An 18,321-nucleotide genomic window follows, 5' to 3' on the forward strand; every position below is an offset into this window, starting at 1 on the left:
ATTGCCTATGCTTGATTCCAATTGATTTCCTCAAATTTTGAATGATTTCTCCATTCCTCTGGAAATGGTTGTTCGCAGACAATCACATCGACTTTTTCTAGAGGACAAACTTTACAAAAAGTGTCTACACCAATTTTAGAGTAATCCGTTAGTAATATAACTTGCTTTGATACCTCTACCATCTTGCGTGAAACTAATGTTTCATGTAAATGATAATTACTAACCCCACTTTGAATGGAAACACCCCCAGCTGAAATAAACGCTTTATCAATATTAAATTGATTTAACATTTGTTCAGTGAGACCGCCGCTAATAGATTGATGCTTTGGATCAATTTGTCCTCCTAATAATAGAACTTGTCCTGTAAACTTATTTTGATTGAGCTTTTCGGTTAACACAGATGACACAGGAAGAGAATTGGTTAAAATCGTAATGTCTTTTTTATTTTCAATACACTGCGCAAATTCAAGCATGGTTGTCCCTACATCGATGGCAATCACATCTCCGTTAGAAATGTGTTCTACTGCTTTTTCACCAACCTTGACTTTCGCTTCTTTATTCACCGTTGTACGCTGTGTAAATGGAGGCTCCTCAAATTCAAAGACTGTTTTAATCGCTCCACCGTAAACCCTTTTTAAAAGTCCCTTTTCCTCTAATATCATCAAATCACGTCGAATCGTTTCCTCTGAAACATTAAATTGATCAACTAATTCCATCACTTTTACTTTTCCTATTTTGTTAAGTTCTTTTAAAATTTCATTTTTTCTTTCTTCTGGAAAAACAGACATATTTCTTCCCCCTTGATCATTAATTATTTATAAAATAATGCAATCTTTCTTTGGTACAAGAATATGAACACATGCTCCTTGCTCGAACATATTCCCTCTGTGGTGAAGATAGTCTACAAGGAAAGCGGACTTCTCTGTTTCTACTTCATATCTTAAAACATTCCCTATCATGGAAACATCTTTAATAAACCCTTTAATTACCCAGTTCTCTTGTAAATCTAAGCTATCCTCACCAATAGAAACTAATTGTAAAACTTCAGGACGAATTGCGACTTCATTCCCTTTTATTTCTGTACTGTGAACAAGTTTACGGAAAACTTCCAAATTACAAACATTATAATTTCCGATAAATTTAGCAACAAATGTATTGATTGGAGAAGTATAAATTTCTGAAGGGGAACCGGATTGTACAACTTGTCCTTTATTCATGACAAAGATTCGATCAGACATCGTCATTGCTTCTTCCTGATCATGAGTAACAAAAATAGTTGTAATATCTAATTCTTTCTGTATTCTCTTTAATTCTTTTTGCAAACTTTTTCTAATTTTCGCATCCAATGCACTTAACGGCTCATCCAAAAGCAGTACTTTCGGCTCCATGACAAGTGCACGGGCAAGAGCAACCCTCTGCTGTTGCCCACCAGATAACTGATGAGGATAAGACTCTTCTTTTCCTATTAAATCAACCATATCAATCATCTTTTTCACTCTTGATTTAATATTTTTTTCCTTCTTCATTTTAAGGCCGTACGCGATATTGTCAAAAACGTTCATATTCGGGAAAAGTGCATAAGACTGAAATACCATACCGACTTCACGCTGACGCGGTGATAAATTAGTAATATCTTTTCCATCAATTAAGATTCTTCCTAAATCTACGTCTTCAAGCCCCGCAATGGAACGTAATAATGTACTTTTCCCGCATCCACTTTGCCCAAGAAGTGTAGCAAATTCTCCTTTTTTTAATATGAAAGAAATGTCATTTAAAACGACTTGATTTTCATACCCTTTAGTTACTTGATCAATAGTTACATAGCTCATTATTTGTCACCTTCTAAAGTAGTATTTTTATGAAATGAAAGAATTCTCTTCTTATTTGACACGAGAGGTTTTTGTTCGTTTCTAAACGTAAGTTTTAATACAGTCCCCGTTAAAAGCAAAATCACTGAATAATAAGTAATAACAATTGCACTCGTTAAGTGACCACTGCTATTCAGTTTGTCGGCAAGATAAATTTGAATGGTTTCAAATCGGCCCCCGACAAGCAAATTTGCAAAAGCAAACTCACTAAATAAAAGAGCGACTGATAACAAGGTAGAAACTAAAATGCCAGATATAATATTTGGAAACACCACCGTGCGAAACGCCTGGAATTTTGTAGCACCGAGTAGTTCAGCTGCATCAACAAGTTGCACAGCATTAAGCGTACGAAGACTGTTACGAATACCTTGATACATAAATGGCAGAATCGTTATGAAATAAGCACCGATTAAAATCCAAGGTGTTCCGGCAATTTGAATTGGTCCATCTGAATATATCTTGATTAATCCAACAGCTCCAACAATGGGAGGAATTCCGTAAGGAAGCATAGCTGCTGCTTGAAGTAATCCTTCCCATTTACTGAAATATACCGTGACGATAAAGATAGTCGGAAGCATAATAACAACACTAAGCCCTACTGACGTGACAATTAAAAACAGCGTGCGCTGAAAAGCATCATAAAACCGTTCATCTTGAAATAATTCAATATACCATTTTATTGTATAACTCTCAGGTAAAATGGTATGATCCCATTTACCGGCAATCGAGAATAAAAATGTCCCTACAAGAGGAATTAATAAATAAATAACTAATAAACCAACTATCACTTTATGAAAAGTCAATGAATATTTCATCGTAAATCCCTCCTAATGCGACGCATCATTCGTCCATTGAACCACATCGCCCCTATCATAGTCGCTGCTAGAAGAACTCCCAACGCACTACCTAACTGAGGCTTTAGTGCAACGTCACTAGCAACTAGAGAGGCAATTTGCAATGATAATAAGTTATAGTTGCTGCCGACTAATGCATAGGCTGTAGCGTAAGCTCCCATCGCATTAGCAAACAAAATACTGAATGTACCTACAATACTAGGTAAAAGAACTGGAATCCCAATGTGAAGCCAAAATGATACTGTTGACCCTCCTAATAATGAAGAGGCTTCTTTCCATTGTTTCTTAATTCCTTGAAATGACGGGTAGATGAGCATAACAGCAAGCGGAATTTGAAAATATACATAAACAAGAATGAGGCCTGTCCATGAATATAAATTAAAATCCGCAAACACATCCCAACCAATCTTAGAAAAAAGCAACGTAAACAACCCATTGTTTCCAAGTAAAATAATATATGAAAATGAAAGGGGAATCCCCTCAAAGTTCGAGGTCATATTGGTAATCATTAGTAAGCGATTTTGTATTTTTTGTGAGAACTTTGTAAGCGAATAAGCTGCAGTGACTGCTATAATCACAGAAGTTACAGCAGAAAATAAGGAAATGACAAGGCTATTTTTAATGGCTTGTAAATAAAATTCACTCTTAAATATGGTAATATATTGATTTATCGTAACTTGAATTCCATCGTCTGCATAAAAACTATTTTTAATCATTGCCACTAATGGGCCTAATTCAAATCCAACCACAAACATAATAAATGGCAGTAAAAGAGCTAATAAATATATTTTTTGTTTTTTGATTTTTCGCAAGACTTCTCGCTCCTCTATGTTCTCTAACAATTTGGGAATTGGTCTAACAATACGTTTGTTAAACCAATTCCAATCCACCTACAATTTTCATTTTAATGTTGAATCGTTTATTTTTTTAAAGAGTAATTTTTCCTTTCAGACCTGGCAATTGATATGAAATCATTTTATTGGACGGCTCAATATTTAAAAGTTCACAAACGAGCGGTGCAAAAGATAATTGCGGAACCACTTCACTGTAAACGCCAGGCTCGACTTTTGGACTAATGATAAAGAGTGGTACATCACGCTCACCATCAGTTATGCCGCCATGGTTGCCATATTCACTCATGCCATGATCAGATGTAATTAAAATGTGGTAACCTTCTTGAATCCAAATTGGCAAAAGTTGTGCCAACAAGCTTCCCATTTTTAAGATTTGTTCACGATATTCTTTCGATTCCGAACCGAAATTTTCTCCTTTTACATCTACACCGAGCGGATGAATATATAAAAAGTGTGGGTCATACTTTCTACGCAAAGCTTCTGCATCCATTAACACATGACTGTCTGGGTAGTCATCATCCCAATAAAATTTTCCATGTTGAATCGTCTTAGTCTCATCCTCTTGCTCACGATCTTCAATAAAATGGAATGGCGCGCGATTATAAAGTTCGCTTACCCAGTAGTAAGATACCGTTCCGTTTCTTAAGCCGTTTTCTTTCGTAAGATGAAAAAGACTTTTCTCAGTAGATAAGCGAACGGCTTGATTGGACGTAATTCCATTCACTGATGCCGGTGTACCCGTTAGTAACACTTCATATAATGGACGGGAAAGACTTGGAAGTTCCGACTTCACTTTGTAAAGTGCTGCCTGATTTGTTTCAACTAGATGTTGAATAAATCCAAGAGCCTCACATGCCTTATCATATCTCATACCATCAACAACAATTGCTATTACTTTATTTGACATGGACTAACACCTCTTCTTGCCAAAGCTGAGGTAAATTTTTTGCTGTTTCTTCCCAAGCTTTGTAATCTTCAATTGGTTTTGCATTTTTGTACTGTACTTCTGGAACCATTTTTTCAGCTACTTCTTTCGGAAGTTCTACATCGCGAATTGGACGGGCAAATCCTTTAGCTAAGTTAATTTGTCCTTCATCGCTTAAGATATATTCTCTAGTTGCCATCGCCGCATGCGGATGTTTTGCATATTTATTAATAATAGTTGCGTAGCCGCTTACGACTGAACCTTCACTTGGAATGGCTACTTCAAATTGATCACGGTTTATTTGGTCAGCGTAACCAAGAGCATTGAAATCCCAAACTAGTGCAACTTCCACTTCCCCTTTTTCTATGTTAGCCGGTTTGGCATCCGTTAAGCTAAGGCGACCTTGCTTGGCAAGCTTAGCAAAGTAGTCAATTCCTGGTTGGAGATTTGTTTCATCACCGCCGTAAGCGATAGAGGCAGCAAGAACGGCCATTTGGTTCTGTGTACCACGCTGAACATCTCCAACTGTTACTTTATAATCTCCTTTTAATATGTCATCCCAAGATTTTGGCGGGTTATCTACTAATTCTTTATTAGTAAAGAATGCAATCGTTCCTTGGTAGCCAACAACCCAATCTCCGTTGTCATCTTTTGCCCAGTCAGGTACCTCGTCCCAATAGGAAGTTTTATATGGCATCGTTAATTCTTTTTGTTCCGCGATTGGCCCAAATGAAATCCCTACATCGCCGATATCAGCTGTTGCATTCTCTCCTTCAGATTCCATTTTGGCAATCTCTTCGGCACTGGATAAATCTGTATCATTGTGTTCCAGTGTATATTTTTTCATCACTTCATTCCAAGTTTCCCCCCAGTTAGCCCATGAATCAGGCATACCGACACTATTAATTGTCCCCTCTTCTTTTGCCTTTGTTTCAATTTCTTTCAGGGTTAACGTATTTGGATCCTTAATAACTGGAGCAGCCTCCTCTTTAGTAGCTCCACAAGCAGCTAATCCTAGTACACTCACTCCTAACATCAAAACTTGAATAGACTTGTAACAATTCTTCTTGAATTTGTAATTCATAAAAAGTGCCTCCATTTAGTGTGGGATTTTTAACGTTTATTACTGTTTGTTACGGTTTAATCATAATCAGTGAATTTTAATCCCACATTAATCCGATGTTAAGGTTTTGTAAATCAGTTCTTTATTTGTCCAATTCATCATCTTTTATTTTTATAATTGGGTCCCTGTAGTAAAACATATAATTAATCTCATATTTTTTGTTTCCGTAAGGACGTTGCTTTAGGAGTGACAAAAACGAACGTTTTTGTTAACTGTAGGGGTGATCAAATTTTGTCTAGATAACCCGAATAATGAGTGTAACAACAATATTATTAGTAACAATATTTATCAAGAATGGTTTTTGGTACAAGATTTGATAGAGGTGAGGATGCACATGAAGTTTAGCCACATACGTGTTTCTACCTCAGGTAAAAATAAAAAACAGCCAAAACCTTGTTATATAAGGCTTTAAACTGTTTTATAAATATGGTTATTTGCGATAATCTAATTTTATTGCTACGTACTTTTCTTGAAGTAGTGGTGGTAAAATTTTTAAAAATGTACAAGGCAGTCTCGCACACTGTGTTTCGTTAACATAATATTATATGAAGTGAAATGAGCTTAAACATCTAAGCTGTTGATGATACCTAATATTTGATGATCTGTCCATTTGCCATTAATCTTTAGATTTTCTTTAGCTATACCTTCTTTTTTAAACCCTACTTTTTCTAATACCCGAATAGATGCTATGTTGTCAGGCATAGCTCCTGCTTCAATTCTATGTAATTTTAATTCTTTAAAAGCAAAGTCTACAACAAGTTGAAGAGCTTCTGTTGTATAGCCCTTTCCATTATACTCCTTATCTAAAATAAATCCCGTATAACAGCTTTGAAGGTCTCCCCTAGCAATTTGAGTTAATGAAATGTCTCCTATAAGTTTATCAGTTGCTTTTAAAAAGATTCCAAAGGCATATAATTGCCCTTCATCTGTCTTTTTTAATGCCTGTTCAATGCGTATTTTTTGATGTTCTTCTGTATAAATCGCTTCTGGGAGTAATGGGCTAACTCGTTGAAAAAATTCGCGATTTCTAGTATGTAAGTTAGCTAACTCGCTGGCATCAGAAGTTTTGTAAAATCGAAGATAAATTTGTTGTCCTACTAGCTTCATAAAACCCCTCCAATATCTTTTTACTACCATTTTATTCTAATTAGGCAAAAGTATGACTTGAACCCTCCCTCGTTTCTTTTGATTTTGCTTTTCCACCCTTATTTTTTGTTTTTAATGGTTTTGGCAACTTTTTTACAGCATCCTTCCTTCATTAACCTTCCCCTTTAGTAAATTAAGAAAAAAGAGCCGCATTAGCAGCTATACGATCTTTCACTAAAGCTCACCCGTTAGTTTAATAAGAAAACAACTTAATTCTTTTTCTTTTCCCAAATCTTCTTATATAAAGAGATGAGAGAATATAAAACCAATAGTGATAGTTACCCAAAGCAAAAAAAATTNTAAGAAGTATTTTCTAATTTTACTTTGGAAAAATTCTCCATATAAATAGTACCATAATAGCCCAAATTGGTAAGATTAAAAATAATTCTCGTTGTGATGAAGTCAGATGCACTTTGAATATATTGTTACAAAATAGACATACAAACCAAAATTCAGAATAATGTGTATATGATACACTGAATTTATAAGGACCAATTTACTAGAAAGAGGGATTTTATATGTCCGAAAGCAAACGATTTATAAAAGATGTTCCTGATGACGATGTAAAATTTTCCATTATAATACCTGCGCACAATGAAGAAAAGTACTTAGGGAAATGCCTAGAATCAATTGCAATGGCCGCACAACCATATAAAAATCAAGTTGAAGTGATCGTTGTGCTAAATCGTTGTACGGATAAAACAGAGGAAATTGCAAAGTCCTACAATTGCGTGACATTGGAAAATTACGATAAGAATTTATCCAAAATTAGAAATGCAGGCGCTTCACTAGCAAAAGGTGAAATCCTGATTACAATTGATGCTGATACTCGAATGACAGAACATTTGTTATCTGTGGTTGAAAAGCATTTAGCATCCAATCAATACATTGGGGGAGGCGTGAATGGAAATTTCGAAAGAATGTCCATAGGTATAGTGGTTTCTACCATGCTACTAATTGTTCCCTTACTGTTCAAGTATGGTTTTATCTCTGTAGGAATTTTTTGGTGCTATAAAAAAGATTTTCAGGCAATTAAAGGTTTTAACGAGAATATGCTAATGGCAGAAGATGCTGATTTTGCAAAGCGATTAAAACAATGGGGTAAGAAAAATGGTAAAAAATATGGAACGATTAAGAATGGAATGATTACTTCGTGCAGAAGATTTGACCATTATGGGGACTGGGTTTTACTTAAACGACCTGCTATGATTTTAGCTTATATCAAGGGCACTAATCACAAGGCTGCTAATGAAGCCTATTATGAAGATCAAGCAAGATGATAATGAAGTAAACTCAATTGCTTATATTCCAGATAATAATTCTCAGCTTGAAGGCAAGATAACGCAAACAAAAAGCAGATAATAAAACAGACGACAATTAAAGTTGTCTGTTTTTTATTGTGTACATTTTTTTATCTTCCTTCGTCTGATATTCGGTGTATTATTTTTTATCTCGTTTTTTATCTTTTGTCATTCCTTTCCTCCTTAATCCAGTAGTTTTAAGTTGTATTTTTGCACATATTTCATTTTCTCCTCTAATCTTCTTATTGAACTAACCTGCTGAGTTAGTTCAATAAGAAAAAGGAGTTACCAAAGCAACCCTATGATTTTGAACTAAAGCACCTGGTAGTTCAGAACAACCTTTACAAACTATCCCATATTCTATTAACTTCTAACAGGTTGGTATTATCAAAAGGAATGCCTAGTTCGCATCCGTTTTAGTAGTCTATATTTCTAATAATTCATCATATAATTGCTGCTTTGCGACGGTTCTGTATTCTTCGCATCATAGATGTACGTCTAGTATGATAGTGATTGTAAAGTGTTATTGAGTTTTCAAATGCTGCTTGTATATCCATATATTCAATTACAACAACAAAGATTCTTCAACTCACTTTCTCTTATTTAAGTAAAGCACCCGTTCACAAAATGGCATAGTTGAAATTGTCCTAAACCACTCTTGAAAAGTTTTCCTTTCTTTGTTTCTATTCCAAGTGATCTACATTCTCTATGTATTATAGAGGTTATTTCTGTATGTTTTTAGCCAAATAGGATTTCTGTAGATTTTCAAAATAATAATCTATTCGTTTATTTCTATTTCCTTCTTTTTCGTTCTTTTTCGTATTGCATATACGACTATCATCAATAGAGGTAAAAAAAGTCCGATTGATAATGATAAGGAATTACCCGTTGTATCGTCCCAATGTTTTTGGTACATGATATTAGGATAAATCACAAGTGAAAGGACAACAGCAATCATGCCTAAAGGTAATGTTAAAGGGCGGTAATCTTTCAAATTCAGAATCTGTGCCATCCCTAAAACGGAAGCGTAAAAATAAAGGGTCGTTTTAAAATAGAGGGTGATAAGCCAAAGTGAAGCCATTAATCCCTCAATACGCTGTACAAAATTCCCGATATTTATCTTTTTGGTCAATTCGTAGCTTGGATATATCTCTCCTGCAGTTTTCTCGGCACCAAATACAGTGACACTCAAAAATGTAATAACGATGATGACGATGCCACCTATTAGGTTTCCAAGTAAAAAAGATTTTTTAACTTGTTTCATTTTGTTAATAAAGGAAGGAAAAATCATTAAGAGAACAACAGCATCAACTGAAGATACTACGACATAAAAAATGGATGATTGAACGATCTTTTTTGTCCCCATCTCATATACAGGCTGTATGTTTTCAAACTTCATTTCAGGTGAAATAAACACTACTAAAATGAAAAAAATGACGAAGAAAACGACAATTAAGATTTCTGCAGTACGAGCAAAGGTTTCTAATCCAAGACGGACTCCCATCACCACAATCCCCGCCATAAGAATATTAAGGACAACCATTGGAGTACTTGGCATCATATGGATGTTTATGAATAGCCCAAAATAATACAAAAGTTCTGAAGCAAAAAGAAGAGACATGAGCACAAACAAAGTAGAAAAGGCTTTACCTATCCATTTCCCAAATAGTTTTTCAAGGAGTTGGACATAGGTGAGGTGAGGGAACCAAAAAGCTATAGTGATGAGTAGCCATATGACCAATAACCCTATTCCCGTCCCAAATATAGCAGCAAGCCAGGCATCTTGCTTCGCGTTAGTTGCTAATGCTGATGGTACAGTTAAGATGCTCGTACCAATCGTAAATAAAATAACTAAAACTAGAAATTGATACGAATTTATTTTAACGTCTTGCATCATTTCATATCATACCTTCCCCTATACACTGTTCTTTTATTTCAACAAATTAGAAATAACGTTATCAAGCGGTTTAAAAATAATAGTGAGTAAATCTAGTGGATTTGGAATAGTTTTTTCTAATGCAAGTGTAATTCCTAGACCTACCCCAATTGCAAGAAGAATTGAAAACACAAGGAACTCTTTTTTATATTTTTTTTCCAATAGAGGTGGAACTTCAATCCACAGAATGGCTGCTGCAATTAGGAGTATTCCTATACTTTTTATCATGATTATTTAACCTCTTCTAAGAATGAATTACCTACTGTACCCGTATGCACAAGTTTTACGTCTACTTTAACATTCGCTGTCATCTCAGGGAATTCCTCATCCCACTGCTCTTTGAACTTTTTCCATTCTTTCGGATTAGATCGATGAATGGCGTCACCAAATCCAAATATGTCTGACTTATATTGTTTTTGTACCGTTTCAATGGTCGATTTAATGAGCTCTTCCATCTTTTTTTGAGTATTCTTCTCTAGCTCAACAATTGTTTGTGGGTCATTAAGATTAATTTGACACTCTACTTCCCCAACATTTCCTTTTACTTTAATATTGACATCCACTACAGGCTTACCTTTGTTTATATTGCCTTTTATTTTAGAATCGAATTGAATAATCTCTAAAGTGGCTTTCCCCTCTTCAGAACAAGATATAGCTGTTACAGTATTTTGCACTTCGTTGACGATGGCATTATACCCTCTGGCTTCTCGTTCAGTTAACCACCCCACCAGTTTATCTTTTTTAAACACCGCTAACTCATCATATTCAATTCGCGCAGGAGGAGTAATCGATTCCACATTCTGTTTGCTTGATCCCTTTTTTTGTTCCCCTGTTACTAGAATCCCTGTTAATACGGCTTCCTTTCCATCGCTTGTAAGATAGCCTATAAACTCATCTAATAAAATGCCGTTCGTTGCAGCCCAGAAAGCTTCTGACGTTTTTAGAGTGTTAAACATTTTATTGGCGGGTATATTTTCTATCGTTGTTGTGACATTCAGTACTTCCTCTGCGGTCATATCCTTAGCAATAACAACATAGAAATCAGATCGAAGTTCCCAATCTCTTGACAGAAAATCTAAGGATTCGGCTATACCTTCTTCAGCTAAATCCTCACCAAGCACAAGCGTTCGAAGATGTCCAGGATATATTTTTCGAGGCGAGATCTTTGTAATTTTTCGCAAGGCTTCATATACCGTTTCTCCGTTCGCCTGAAACAGGGTGACTGGTGAACGCCCAGTACTTGTTTTCGTGGATATTTCCGAAGGTACAACCACTTGAGCAGTTACTTGGTATTCATCTTCTACTTTATCGATTCCTATTGCCAACGTAATGCCAAGCTCATTTAATTCCCTCCTGTCCCAACACCCCGTGAGAAAGAAGCTGAGAATCAGGAGAACAAACATGCACCTTTTCATCGTTTATACCCCTTCATACTCATTATTTTTTGGTGGCTCTGGTCTTGCAGAGGTTGAATCTTGCTGCCTAACGATATTTTGTTGATTGATTAGACGAGGTCGAGTAAACATTTTCCATTTAGGCAAGCGAATAAACATATCCTCTTGATCGGAAAGATTAAATGGAGCTACTGGAGACATATAGGGCACTCCAAAAGAACGCAAGCTACATAAATGCAGAAGTAGAGCAATTAAACCAATCGTTATTCCTACTAAACCAAAAGAAGCAGCTATTGCCATAAACCCAAAGCGTAGTATTCTGACAGAGATAGCTAAGTCGTAAGTTGGAGAAACGAAACTAGAAATGGCGGTTATTGAAACCACGATTACCATCGCAGCAGAAATAATGCCTGCTTCAACCGCTGCAGTTCCAATTACAAATGCCCCTACAATAGACATGGCGGAACCGATGCTTCGTGGCATTCTTAATCCTGCTTCACGCAAGATTTCAAAAGTGACTTCCATTATGATTGCTTCAACAAATGCCGGAAATGGGACACCTTCTCGTTGGGCTGCCAGACTAATAAGGAGTGCAGGTGGTAGCATTACATGATTATAAGTTGTGACCGCAATAAAGAATGCAGGTGCAAGCAATGCAATCGCGAATGCAAAAAATCGAAGGAGTCGAATTAGACTCGCAATATCCGCACGTTGATAGTAGTCTTCCGAAGATTGAAAAAATTGAATGAATAATGCTGGAACAATTAGAACAAATGGTGTTCCATCTACCAAAATGGCTATTCTTCCTTCCAATAATGCTGCAGCAACTACATCCGAACGTTCCGTATTGAAAATGGTTGGAAAAGGTGAATATGGTGCATCCTGAATCAATTCCTCGATATTTCCACTTTCAAGAATCCCATCAATATCAATTTTATCCAAACGCATACGGACTTCTTTCACTATTTTGTCGTTTGCAATTCCGTTAATATACATCATGGCAACATTCGTTTTCGTGCGTTTTCCAATAACTTTTGATTCCATCCAAAGATTTGGGTCTTTCAGTCTTCTACGAATTAATGCGGTATTTACACGCAAATTTTCAGAGAATCCTTCGCGGGGTCCTCTTACTACCACCTGGGCTGTTGCTTCCGTAACTCCACGCTCAACCCAATGCTTATTGGAAATGATTAAACCTTGGGCATATCCATCGATTAAAATAATCGTATCCCCAGATAAAAGCCCAGTAAAAAGCACTTCAAAATCAGTTAGTTCTTTAATTTCTCCTACTGTCATTGCAAAATCTTTTAATACGCTAATAAGATTTTGTTCAGGAGATAGTTTTTTCTGTAATTCGGTCCCTTTGATATCGAGCATGAGCGTTTCCAAAATGAAATTTTGTAGTGAGTTTGAATCGGTTAATCCATCTGTATAGATAATACCGGCTTTAATAGTTTCTTCTTTTCCGATTCGAATTTCTCGAATGATAATATCCGAGCTGCTTCCAAGGGAATCTTTTATTCTCTGTATATTTTCTTGAAGATTTGCTTTTAATTCGTTTCTTGAACTTGCATTCATCATTTGGCTAGTTGAATTAGAATGTATTTTAGAATTAGTTTTCTTTCTAAAAAAGCTCATACACTACCTCGTTTACTATTTGTTTTTTTGCGTACTTATATAATTTTGTTTATTACTTTGCCAATTAGGAAAATATCGCCTGATCTGTTAACTTTTCTATTAAGCAAGTTGAGGAGTTATAGATTCTCATTTTCCTTAGCATGAGGAAACTCCTTTTAAATAAAAAGTCTGAAAACACATATAATTTGTTTTAATTTGTTAAATCATACTACATTTAATAAATAGGAAGATGTTTTCGACAAAACTTCTAAATAAGGGACAAAAAAAGCGAATGAACAATGCATTTATCAAATCTACCTATGAATAAAAATACTGTAGTGATCAAAAAAGTTTTTGTCGACACCGTACATCCAAGTGCAACACTTTCCTCTCAAAGATTAGTGACAATAGTTTTGACAATAATAAACTTGGAATGTAATTCATGACAATTAAACTTATTTTGTCAATTTGACTTGGAAATTTCTAATAGTCTACTATCAATAATTAACGTACAAATTTTTAGCTAGATTTACTACTAGCACATCAAAATAGTGATACAGTGATTCTACCGTATTATTATCCGCTTAATGTAACTTGTTAATAGTCACGAACAGTTCAATAGATGTATTGATAACATTCAATTGTTCTCTGACAACAATTTCCTGCAATCCTCATTTGTTGAAATACTGTATCTAGTGCCGAGATAATATTTAAGTTATCTCTCTTCGTATCATGATATTTAGAAGGTAATACTATTACATCACTACTTACTGCAAATACACCATGTTTCTACTTATAGACATAAAAAATCCTCCTAATTCATTGTCGGAATTAGAAGGTCTTATGATTAAAGTTCATTTATAATACGCTAATTATCTAAAAGAGCTGTTAAGCAACCTCATGACCTTGAACTAAATCACTCGTTAGTTCAATAAGCATATCGGTTAATATTATGTATCACTAATTTTTATTTTATAAACCATATACCTTTCTTTTTAGATCTATATAAATTTCATGGTGATTGAACCCGTACCTTTACTATATTTTACTGTCGTATATGCACCACATCAGCATCTAGAATAACAGGAATATTAAAACTTTCAAAAACATCCTTCAAGGAATCGTTTAGTGTAAAATCACCTATATCTTTATATTCACTCGTCCGTCCGAAAAGCACGCCCTAAAATTACAGCCTCTAGTTGTTAAAGACCATCATGCAAAAGGTCTTTTTTGTTTTAGGACAAATTAATATTTTTGAAATAGAGCAGTCATCAAGTCAGGTACACCAAAAACCTTATTCGGTTGTTTTATTTCCTTCATTTTTCTTATTTCAATTTCCTTGAAATCCTTAAAGATGGATCTTAACTTTTCGTCCGTATAACCTAATCCACCTTTTAGGCTACGCAATCTATAAACTTCCCAATCCGAAATACCAGCCCCGCCAAACTCCCCACCTTGAACAAAACAAGTAATTGCAAAGAAACCATTTGGTTTTAAAGCCTTTTTCACTAAATCTATGTAACTCATTCTTCTATGAGGAGCAATATGGTGCAAGCAACCTGAATCATAAACAATGTCATATGTCCCCTCTGCAATGTCTAACTCAAAGATATTTTCATTGATGAAGTTTACACTTACACTTTTTTCATTAGCTCGTTCTTCTGCCCATTTAAGTGACTCTTGGGATAAATCTACTGCATCAACAGTGCAACCTTTTTCAGCAAAATATATTGCGTTCCTACCAGGACCACAACCAAGTTCAAGGACTTTCCCTGGAATAAACAGTTTTTTTTCAAAATAACTCACTAAATTTTCATCAGGAAAATTAGCAAAAAAGGGAACACCCTTTTCACGGTCTGAATAAAATGTATCCCAAAACTGAGTCGGCTCTCTCAATAAAGAATCTAACATTTTCAATAAATCTTCATAGTCATAAATAGTTTCTTTCAAAAATTATTCCTTCTTTCAATTAAAATATCTTCTATTTAATTCTACCAAATTTTACATGAACGCTTGTTTCGAGAGTATTAAAAACAACATATTAATTTTAAATGGAAACCAGCCCACAATTTCTCTTTTTATACCTCTCAGNTTAAAACTTTTTAACATTTTCTTTCTTAAACTAACCTGCTGCGTTAGTTCAATAAGAAAAGAGCTGTCTTAGCCTATAAAGATAACTTATATTGTATTAGTTGGTTTTCCATTCCTAAATATTCTTCAACGCCAATCCTACTTATCTCTATAAATCCTATTCTTTCAAGCATTTTTCTGGAACGAATATTTGCATCGTGGGTTTCTGCTTTAAAAACAATAATACCTAATTTCTTAAACGCAAAGTCCATCATACATAGAAGAGAATTAGACCCAATTCCTTTTCCCCATAATGTACTCTCGCCAATAGCAATACCTAATTCAGCTGTATTATCTTTAATACAGGCTAAATCTGCATAACCAACTAACCTTTCTTCCAATTCTATTCCCATTCGAATAAAATCTTCAGATTCATCACTTATACAATAAAACCACCATTTATATAATTCTTCTTCACTTCTATTTTTCTCCCATCCATTTGCTGAACAAAAAGCGTCATCCTTACTCCAATTTAAAACAATCCTATAGTCATCTATGCTTAAAGGTCTAATTTTTATGGTATATGGTATGTTATTTTTATTATTCAATCTTCTATCCCCTAATAGTTTTCTTTAATCAACTAACCTGCTTCTTTAGTTCAATAAGAAAAAAGGCTTTACTCCTTCTTGAAGTAAAGCACCCGTTAGTTGAACAAGGATTGGTCATTTTATTTCTTCCTCAAAAGAATAGCTGATTTGACACCTAAATAAGCAACTATTAAAATTAGTATATTTTTTATTCCATAGTCTCCTGTAATAACCCCCAATATCCCCCAAGAAACTATCAAACCTAAAAGAAACAAAAAGATTGATTTCAATATATTTTCCTCCGTTTGAGTGTACAATTTTTTACATGTCCTTCTTAAACTAAACTGCCCCGTTAGTTTAAGTGTAACATTTCACAAACAATCGTCGAAAACTACTTGATAATCTAAAGATAAAAATAGACCATCAAAATGATGGTCTTGTTTAACTAAAGCATCCGTTAGCTTAACAAGGTTTCTATTATATTTCATTTTTGGGTCTCAAAAATAACAATTTATCAAGAACTAAAGATAAATCTATTTGAGGAAGTTCACGTTGTATTAGTTTGTACATTTCTTCAATTATTACTTCTAATTCTCTTATAGAAACCTTTGGGTCATCAAGAAAAATAGAATCTAAGCGATTTGATATATTTTTAGGAGCGATTTCCATTGAACTAAGTGTATGTTTTTGCCACTTAAAGGCTGGATGGTGTACGAATTGACGGTTTAAACCGAATAATACGCCCATCAAATTGGTTTGAACGGCTACCATTACTTTATAAAGCATTAACCAATCTTTACGCTCAAGTAAAGCCTCACGATTAGTCCATCTGTTTCCTAAAAATATATTCTCCTTTACCATAGCCACACTTAATTCATAAGGGTATTCACTTACTCTCTCCTTCATACTATTAATAACTAAATCACCGCTAAGGGTAACTCCATTAAAAACAGTAGCTACAATACATTGCTTAGCTAAATCTGTATCATAAGATATAATTACATCACCTATAACTTTGTTAATTGTATCTGTTAGAAAATTGCTTATTTCTAATTTTACACCCTTAGTTATGTAAGTTTCTGACCATTCCTCTTCTTCATATGGATGAAAATCTATAATATTACCATTTAAATCTACAATTGGACCCTTCCTTTCCTCGTCAGTGGGAACTCCTTTCCAAAAAACAAATAGTTCAATATCCGAATATTCATCATGCCAATTTCGTGATACGGATCCTCCTAATAAAACGGCTTCAACCTTTGGATTTCGCTCATATATATTTGCTATGTCTGAAGCTATTATTTTTAAATCCACATAACCTCTCCCTTTCGGAAATCTTTTTTGCTTCTTCCACTAACCTGCTGCATTAGTAGAAGAAGAAAAGAGCCACCCATGTAGCCCTCTTCAAGTAAAGCACCCTTTAATTAAAGAAGGCACTAGCGCAACTTTTATTTATTCATCTTCTCCTACATCTATTTCCAGCTATTTTGCAACTTTCGGATATAAATTATCTGACCAATGTGATATGCGTTATGAGTTGACACATTACCGAGAACTTCCCACCATTTCACATTTCCAGAAAAACCGTTAACTTCACTCTCAACTTTTTCTTCATATAATAACTCTTGCCAAAGTAAAAGCACCTCTAATAGTTGTTTTTTTAAGTCTGCAAATGTATGATTTTCAGGAATTATAAAGCTGTTATTATTATTTCCTATGGAAGGGACAGCATCAACGTGAGATTTTTGATACCTTGTTTGCCATGTTTGATTCCAATATAGTAGATGCTGCACAATTTCAGCAATGCTATTACTTTCCTTGTTTGGCTTCCAAAATGCTTGTTCCTCAGACAATCTTTTTACTGAATCTGAAAACGGACGGTACCAACTAGGGTCATTCGCATTTGCTAACAACTGATCTGATAAAACATCTTTTGCATGAACCATAACCAACACTCCTAAATAAATATACTTTTTCTCTAAACAATTACATCTTATTATATTCTGCCTAGCATATTGATTTTCCTGTTCTTATTGAACTAACCTGCTGCGTTAGTTCAATAAGAAAAAGCTACCCATACAGGCAGCCCATTGTTTAACTAAAGCTCCCGTTAGTTCAATAAGCAATTTATTTCTTATGAACTTTTACATAAACACATCTAAAAACCAAACGTCATCCTCTCCTATGCAAAAAATTAAGGAGATCCTTGAAAGGAAAATATTTAGAATGAGTTGCTCTTGTATTGCTTTGATTACTGTTGTTTATGTACTGTTTAGCGTTGCAATAATTAGTCCCCTAGTCTTTTGGAAAAATAAAAAGGCGTCCTTAATGGACGCCGTTATAATTGATAAGCTGATAAACCTTGCCAAATGAAAGGGACTGCCTGACCACTGACAGTCCCCAAATGTATGTTTTAAAAGAAAACGAAAAATGACAAACCACTTTTAACGTTTGCTTTCAAATTATACTATTCGGATACCTACAAAATTGATATAGAGTTTTACCCAATATTATAAAAAATCTTTTTTTATGAAGATTTTCCACTAACACTATGCAGCGTAGTATATCTAACAATCTTCACAATTTCCATAGAAAGAAGCTGATTTTTATAAATCAGCTTCTTTCTCATTTCTAACAACTTATATT

The 18,321-nt window shown here is 34.6% G+C and carries 16 protein-coding genes; 1 reads left to right on the forward strand and 15 read right to left on the reverse strand.

Going from position 1 to position 18,321, the window contains the following annotated elements; all coding sequences use genetic code 11:
• Positions 1-5 precede the first annotated feature (5 nt).
• From AN959_RS09555 to AN959_RS09585, 7 genes are all read right to left on the reverse strand, one after another.
• Positions 6-788: a DeoR/GlpR family DNA-binding transcription regulator gene (locus AN959_RS09555; RefSeq protein ID WP_056830231.1), complete on the reverse strand. Its 783-nt coding sequence runs from the start codon at positions 786-788 to the stop codon at positions 6-8.
• Between the two features lie 27 nt (positions 789-815).
• A complete protein-coding gene (locus tag AN959_RS09560; RefSeq protein WP_056830233.1) occupies positions 816-1,829 on the reverse strand; it encodes an ABC transporter ATP-binding protein in 1,014 nt (337 codons plus the stop codon).
• Positions 1,829-2,683, reverse strand: coding sequence for an ABC transporter permease (locus tag AN959_RS09565; protein ID WP_056830234.1), 855 nt, complete (start codon positions 2,681-2,683; stop codon positions 1,829-1,831). Before AN959_RS09565 ends, AN959_RS09560 begins: the two co-directional genes overlap by 1 nt.
• Entirely contained in the window at positions 2,680-3,534 is an 855-nt protein-coding gene (locus AN959_RS09570; protein ID WP_056830237.1) for an ABC transporter permease subunit, read from the reverse strand. Before AN959_RS09570 ends, AN959_RS09565 begins: the two co-directional genes overlap by 4 nt.
• 115 nt (positions 3,535-3,649) lie before the next feature.
• On the reverse strand, positions 3,650-4,483 hold the full coding sequence (locus tag AN959_RS09575) for an alkaline phosphatase family protein (protein WP_056830239.1): 834 nt from the start codon (positions 4,481-4,483) through the stop codon (positions 3,650-3,652).
• Positions 4,473-5,585 (reverse strand): ABC transporter substrate-binding protein, encoded by a 1,113-nt coding sequence (locus AN959_RS09580; protein ID WP_056830241.1) that lies wholly within the window; start codon positions 5,583-5,585, stop codon positions 4,473-4,475. The genes AN959_RS09575 and AN959_RS09580 overlap by 11 nt, the downstream gene beginning before the upstream one ends.
• Before the next feature lie 600 nt (positions 5,586-6,185).
• On the reverse strand, positions 6,186-6,731 hold the full coding sequence (locus AN959_RS09585; RefSeq protein WP_056830243.1) for a GNAT family N-acetyltransferase: 546 nt from the start codon (positions 6,729-6,731) through the stop codon (positions 6,186-6,188).
• A gap of 557 nt (positions 6,732-7,288) precedes the next feature.
• Between AN959_RS09585 and AN959_RS09590 the strand changes: the two genes are divergently transcribed.
• Positions 7,289-8,050, forward strand: a complete 762-nt coding sequence (locus tag AN959_RS09590; protein WP_056830245.1) for a glycosyltransferase — start codon at positions 7,289-7,291, stop codon at positions 8,048-8,050.
• Positions 8,051-8,849: 799 nt separating this feature from the next.
• On the opposite strand, the gene AN959_RS09595 is transcribed toward AN959_RS09590, so the two are convergent.
• From AN959_RS09595 to AN959_RS09630, 8 genes are all read right to left on the reverse strand, one after another.
• On the reverse strand, positions 8,850-9,968 hold the full coding sequence (locus AN959_RS09595) for an endospore germination permease (protein ID WP_056830247.1): 1,119 nt from the start codon (positions 9,966-9,968) through the stop codon (positions 8,850-8,852).
• 33 nt (positions 9,969-10,001) lie between these two features.
• On the reverse strand, positions 10,002-10,235 hold the full coding sequence (locus tag AN959_RS09600) for a hypothetical protein (RefSeq protein ID WP_056830249.1): 234 nt from the start codon (positions 10,233-10,235) through the stop codon (positions 10,002-10,004).
• Positions 10,236-10,237: 2 nt separating this feature from the next.
• A complete protein-coding gene (locus tag AN959_RS09605) occupies positions 10,238-11,422 on the reverse strand; it encodes a Ger(x)C family spore germination protein (RefSeq protein ID WP_056830251.1) in 1,185 nt (394 codons plus the stop codon).
• A 3-nt stretch (positions 11,423-11,425) separates the two neighbouring features.
• The gene (locus AN959_RS09610) at positions 11,426-13,039 is read right to left on the reverse strand and encodes a spore germination protein (RefSeq protein WP_056830253.1); all 1,614 of its coding nucleotides are present in this window, start codon (positions 13,037-13,039) and stop codon (positions 11,426-11,428) included.
• 1,224 nt (positions 13,040-14,263) lie between these two features.
• Complete coding sequence (locus tag AN959_RS09615) at positions 14,264-14,968, reverse strand: bifunctional 2-polyprenyl-6-hydroxyphenol methylase/3-demethylubiquinol 3-O-methyltransferase UbiG (RefSeq protein WP_056830255.1); 705 nt, start codon at positions 14,966-14,968, stop codon at positions 14,264-14,266.
• Between the two features lie 215 nt (positions 14,969-15,183).
• Positions 15,184-15,696 (reverse strand): GNAT family N-acetyltransferase, encoded by a 513-nt coding sequence (locus AN959_RS09620; protein WP_082460905.1) that lies wholly within the window; start codon positions 15,694-15,696, stop codon positions 15,184-15,186.
• 456 nt (positions 15,697-16,152) lie between these two features.
• Entirely contained in the window at positions 16,153-16,989 is an 837-nt protein-coding gene (locus tag AN959_RS09625; protein WP_056830257.1) for a DUF4037 domain-containing protein, read from the reverse strand.
• A 158-nt stretch (positions 16,990-17,147) separates the two neighbouring features.
• Positions 17,148-17,621 carry a DinB family protein gene (locus AN959_RS09630; protein ID WP_056830259.1) on the reverse strand — a complete coding sequence of 158 codons (474 nt, stop codon included), beginning with the start codon at positions 17,619-17,621 and terminating at the stop codon, positions 17,148-17,150.
• Between the last annotated feature and the right edge of the window lie 700 nt (positions 17,622-18,321).

The sequence above is a fragment of the Psychrobacillus sp. FJAT-21963 genome, assembly GCF_001420585.1.
Taxonomy (GTDB): Bacteria; Bacillota; Bacilli; order Bacillales_A; family Planococcaceae; genus Psychrobacillus.

Excerpts from the sequence above, each read along its gene's own strand:
- AN959_RS09555 (WP_056830231.1), bottom strand. The coding sequence starts at position 788 with ATGTCTGTTTTTCCAGAAGAAAGAAAAAATGAAATTTTAAAAGAACTT.
- AN959_RS09560 (WP_056830233.1), bottom strand. The coding sequence starts at position 1,829 with ATGAGCTATGTAACTATTGATCAAGTAACTAAAGGGTATGAAAATCAA.
- AN959_RS09565 (WP_056830234.1), bottom strand. The coding sequence starts at position 2,683 with ATGAAATATTCATTGACTTTTCATAAAGTGATAGTTGGTTTATTAGTT.
- AN959_RS09575 (WP_056830239.1), bottom strand. The coding sequence starts at position 4,483 with ATGTCAAATAAAGTAATAGCAATTGTTGTTGATGGTATGAGATATGAT.
- AN959_RS09580 (WP_056830241.1), bottom strand. The coding sequence starts at position 5,585 with ATGAATTACAAATTCAAGAAGAATTGTTACAAGTCTATTCAAGTTTTG.
- AN959_RS09585 (WP_056830243.1), bottom strand. The coding sequence starts at position 6,731 with ATGAAGCTAGTAGGACAACAAATTTATCTTCGATTTTACAAAACTTCT.
- AN959_RS09590 (WP_056830245.1), top strand. The coding sequence starts at position 7,289 with ATGTCCGAAAGCAAACGATTTATAAAAGATGTTCCTGATGACGATGTA.
- AN959_RS09595 (WP_056830247.1), bottom strand. The coding sequence starts at position 9,968 with ATGATGCAAGACGTTAAAATAAATTCGTATCAATTTCTAGTTTTAGTT.
- AN959_RS09600 (WP_056830249.1), bottom strand. The coding sequence starts at position 10,235 with ATGATAAAAAGTATAGGAATACTCCTAATTGCAGCAGCCATTCTGTGG.
- AN959_RS09605 (WP_056830251.1), bottom strand. The coding sequence starts at position 11,422 with ATGAAAAGGTGCATGTTTGTTCTCCTGATTCTCAGCTTCTTTCTCACG.
- AN959_RS09610 (WP_056830253.1), bottom strand. The coding sequence starts at position 13,039 with ATGAGCTTTTTTAGAAAGAAAACTAATTCTAAAATACATTCTAATTCA.
- AN959_RS09630 (WP_056830259.1), bottom strand. The coding sequence starts at position 17,621 with ATGGTTCATGCAAAAGATGTTTTATCAGATCAGTTGTTAGCAAATGCG.